This window comes from Methylibium sp. (assembly GCF_013817365.1).
In the GTDB taxonomy this organism is placed as follows: Bacteria; Pseudomonadota; Gammaproteobacteria; order Burkholderiales; family Burkholderiaceae_C; genus Methylibium.
In genome coordinates, this window is sequence record NZ_JACDCU010000451.1 from 1 (window position 1) to 3,178 (window position 3,178).

3 protein-coding genes and 2 tRNA genes are annotated in these 3,178 nt (G+C 63.8%); all 5 read right to left on the reverse strand.

Translation table 11 applies throughout. The features are described 5' to 3' along the window. Positions 1-47 precede the first annotated feature (47 nt). Positions 48-983, reverse strand: a complete 936-nt coding sequence (locus H0W38_RS19505; RefSeq protein ID WP_292457284.1) for an electron transfer flavoprotein subunit alpha/FixB family protein — start codon at positions 981-983, stop codon at positions 48-50. Between the two features lie 84 nt (positions 984-1,067). Beyond that, on the reverse strand, positions 1,068-1,817 hold the full coding sequence (locus H0W38_RS19510; RefSeq protein WP_292457285.1) for an electron transfer flavoprotein subunit beta/FixA family protein: 750 nt from the start codon (positions 1,815-1,817) through the stop codon (positions 1,068-1,070). A gap of 590 nt (positions 1,818-2,407) precedes the next feature. Beyond that, positions 2,408-2,481, reverse strand: a tRNA-Cys gene (locus tag H0W38_RS19515). 154 nt (positions 2,482-2,635) lie between these two features. Continuing rightward, positions 2,636-2,711, reverse strand: a tRNA-Gly gene (locus H0W38_RS19520). Between the two features lie 143 nt (positions 2,712-2,854). Next, positions 2,855-3,178 (reverse strand): S16 family serine protease (locus tag H0W38_RS19525; RefSeq protein WP_292457287.1); only part of this gene is annotated, 324 nt, incomplete at its 5' end.

Below are 3,178 nucleotides of genomic sequence, written 5' to 3' on the forward strand. Positions count from 1 at the left end.
CCGGGACGCGGCAACGTCGAGGCGCCTTGCTTCGAAGAAGACTGCGTTCAGCCGAGTTCTTTGACCATCGCCGGCACGGCTTCGAACAGATCGGCCTCGAGCCCGTAATCGGCGACGCTGAAGATCGGCGCCTCCGCATCCTTGTTGATCGCCACGATGACCTTGCTGTCCTTCATGCCCGCCAGATGCTGAATCGCACCACTGATGCCCGCAGCGATGTAAAGGCTGGGCGCGACGATCTTGCCGGTCTGGCCGACCTGCCAGTCGTTGGGCGCGTAGCCGGCATCCACTGCCGCGCGGCTTGCGCCCAGCGCGGCGCCGAGCTTGTCGGCCAATGGCGTGAGCACCTCGGTGAACTTGTCGCTGGAGCCCAGCGCGCGGCCGCCCGAGACGATGATCTTGGCAGCGGTGAGTTCGGGCCGATCGCTCTTGGTGACCTCGCGGCCGACGAAGCTCGATGCACCACTGTCGGCCACCGCGTCGATGCGTTCCACCGCAGCGCTGCCGCCGCTGCTGGCGGCCGCGTCGAACCCGGTGGTGCGAACGGTGATCACCTTGGTCGCCTCGGCGCTCTGCACAGTGGCGACGGCGTTGCCGGCGTAGATGGAGCGCTCGAACGTGTCAGGCGCGTCGACCTTGCTGATGTCGGAGATCTGCGCGACGTCGAGCAGCGCGGCCACGCGCGGCGCGATGTTCTTGCCGTAGGCCGTGGCAGGAAAGAGGATGTGGCTGTAATCGCCGGCGAGCGCGATCACCTGCGCGGCGACGTTCTCGGCGAGGCCGTCGGCGAAGGCCGGCGCATCGGCATGCACCACCTTGGCGACGCCATGCACCTGGGCAGCGGCCTGGGCTACCGCGCCGGCATCGGCGCCGGCCACCAGCACGTGCACCTCGCCGCCGCATTGCGTCGCGGCCGTAATGGTGTTGAACGTGGAGCCCTTGAGGTGGGCATTGTCGTGTTCAGCAATTACGAGAGCAGTCATGCAGATTCTCCGGATTAAGGCGCGTTGACCGGCGCTCCAGCGACCGGTCGAACGCGACGATTCAGTGCAGCGCTTCGCGCCGCACTAAATCACTTTGGCTTCGTTCTTGAGCTTGGCCACCAGGGTCGCCACGTCGGGCACCTTGATGCCAGCGCCGCGCTTGGGCGGCTCGACGACCTTGAGCGTCTTCAAGCGAGGCGCGACATCTACACCGAGCTCTGCCGGCTTCAAGACCTCGAGCGTCTTCTTCTTGGCCTTCATGATGTTGGGCAGCGTCACGTAGCGCGGCTCGTTGAGTCGCAGGTCCGTGGTGATGACGGCGGGCAACTTGATCCTGATCGTCTCGAGCCCCCCATCGACCTCGCGCGTGACCGTCGCGAAGCCGTCCGCTACCTCGACCTTGCTCGCGAACGTGGCTTGCGGCAAGCCGGCCAGCGCGGCCAGCATCTGGCCGGTCTGGTTGCAATCGTCGTCGATGGCCTGCTTGCCGAGGATCACCAGTTGCGGCGCCTCCTTGTCGACCAGCGCCTTGAGCAGCTTGGCTACCGCCAGCGGTTGCAGTTCCTCGGTCGTCTCGATGAGGATCGCGCGGTCGGCTCCGATCGCCATGGCGGTTCGCAGCGTTTCCTGGCATTGCGTGACGCCGCAGGACACGGCGATGATCTCGGTGACCACGCCCCTCTCCTTGAGCCGCACCGCCTCTTCGACGGCTATTTCGTCGAAGGGGTTCATGCTCATCTTCACGTTGGCGATGTCGACACCGCTGCCGTCGCTCTTGACGCGCACCTTCACGTTGTAATCGACGACGCGCTTGACCGAAACCAGTGCCTTCATGCGCAGTTCTCCAGGGACTTGAGTACTCTGATGCTTGCCGATTCTAGGGAGCCGCAAAACCTGCAGCGGGGACGCGCCATAGAAAAAGCACGATCGTTCTATTCTAACAACAAGCGCGACGCGAAGCCGCGCTTGCAGTCGGGGTGGTGCCTCGAACCGGGATCGAACCGGTACGGACGGTGAAGTCCTGCGGATTTTCTTACCCGCTACGGCTTTCGCCGCCGCGCGCAAGCGAGCTGCGCGCGTTCGGGGTCTGGAGCGCGCCTTCACCGTCGCCGATGCTGCGACATCGACATTAGGTGCCCGCCGTCCGCTCTCTACACCTTCCGCCAGGAGACCGGGCGGCTTGGCTCGGTGTTGCCTCGCAGCGCAGGTCAATGCACCGCAGGGGGTTCGCCGACTTTGACGGGATTCATCCCGCGCGTTTCCGCGCGAGCGCTCAAATTGCTTTCAAGTCCGCTGCGTCTGCCAATTTCGCCATCGAGGCCCGGCGCGCATGGTAGCGCGAGCTTCTTTCACGCCCTTTCGCTCGCACCAACCAAAACGCCCTGTTGGCAGGGCGTTCGAAGGGATGATCAACAGGGAAATGATGGAGGCGCGGGGCGGAGTCGAACCGCCCTGGACGGATTTGCAATCCGCTGCATAACCGCTTTGCTACCGCGCCGTGTTGACTGCTGTGCCTGGAAAAGGCCGCGCCCGATTCTGACCAAAAACGCCAGCGCCCGCTTGTGCTGCCTTGACCTGCGCCTACGCAGCCGCACTGGTACCCGCTGTAGCGGTGTCAACAAAAAGGGAAGCCAAAGCTTCCCTTTCGAATGTGGAGCGGGAGACGAGACTCGAACTCGCGACCTCAACCTTGGCAAGGTTGCGCTCTACCAACTGAGCTACTCCCGCTTGGGTGTCCTTGAAACCCCTATCGTTCACAAGCACTACTGAAACGACGCCGGGGCTTCGAGACTCACGACGTTGCCGCCTGTCGCGAGCCGCAAAGTGTAGCCGAAGGGGACGCGGCCGCGCAAGCGCGACCGACCTTGCGCTCAGTGCTTCAAGCGCTCTGTAGTGATAGCGGGTACCGCTTCGGCCTTGGGCGTTTCAGCGACTTTCGGTTCGTCTTCCACTAGCGCTTCGGGCAAGCGCTGCAGCGCAACTTCAAGCACCTTGTCGAACCACTTCACCGGCACGATCTCAAGGTGATTCTTGACGTTCTCGGGAATGTCCTGCAAGTCCTTCACGTTCTCTTCCGGGATCATCACGGTCTTGATGCCACCCCGGTGAGCCGCCAGCAGCTTTTCCTTCAATCCGCCGATCGCCGTGATTTCGCCGCGCAGCGTGATCTCGCCCGTCATCGCGACGCCGGCACG

Excerpts from the sequence above, each read along its gene's own strand:
- H0W38_RS19505 (WP_292457284.1), bottom strand. The coding sequence starts at position 983 with ATGACTGCTCTCGTAATTGCTGAACACGACAATGCCCACCTCAAGGGC.
- H0W38_RS19510 (WP_292457285.1), bottom strand. The coding sequence starts at position 1,817 with ATGAAGGCACTGGTTTCGGTCAAGCGCGTCGTCGATTACAACGTGAAG.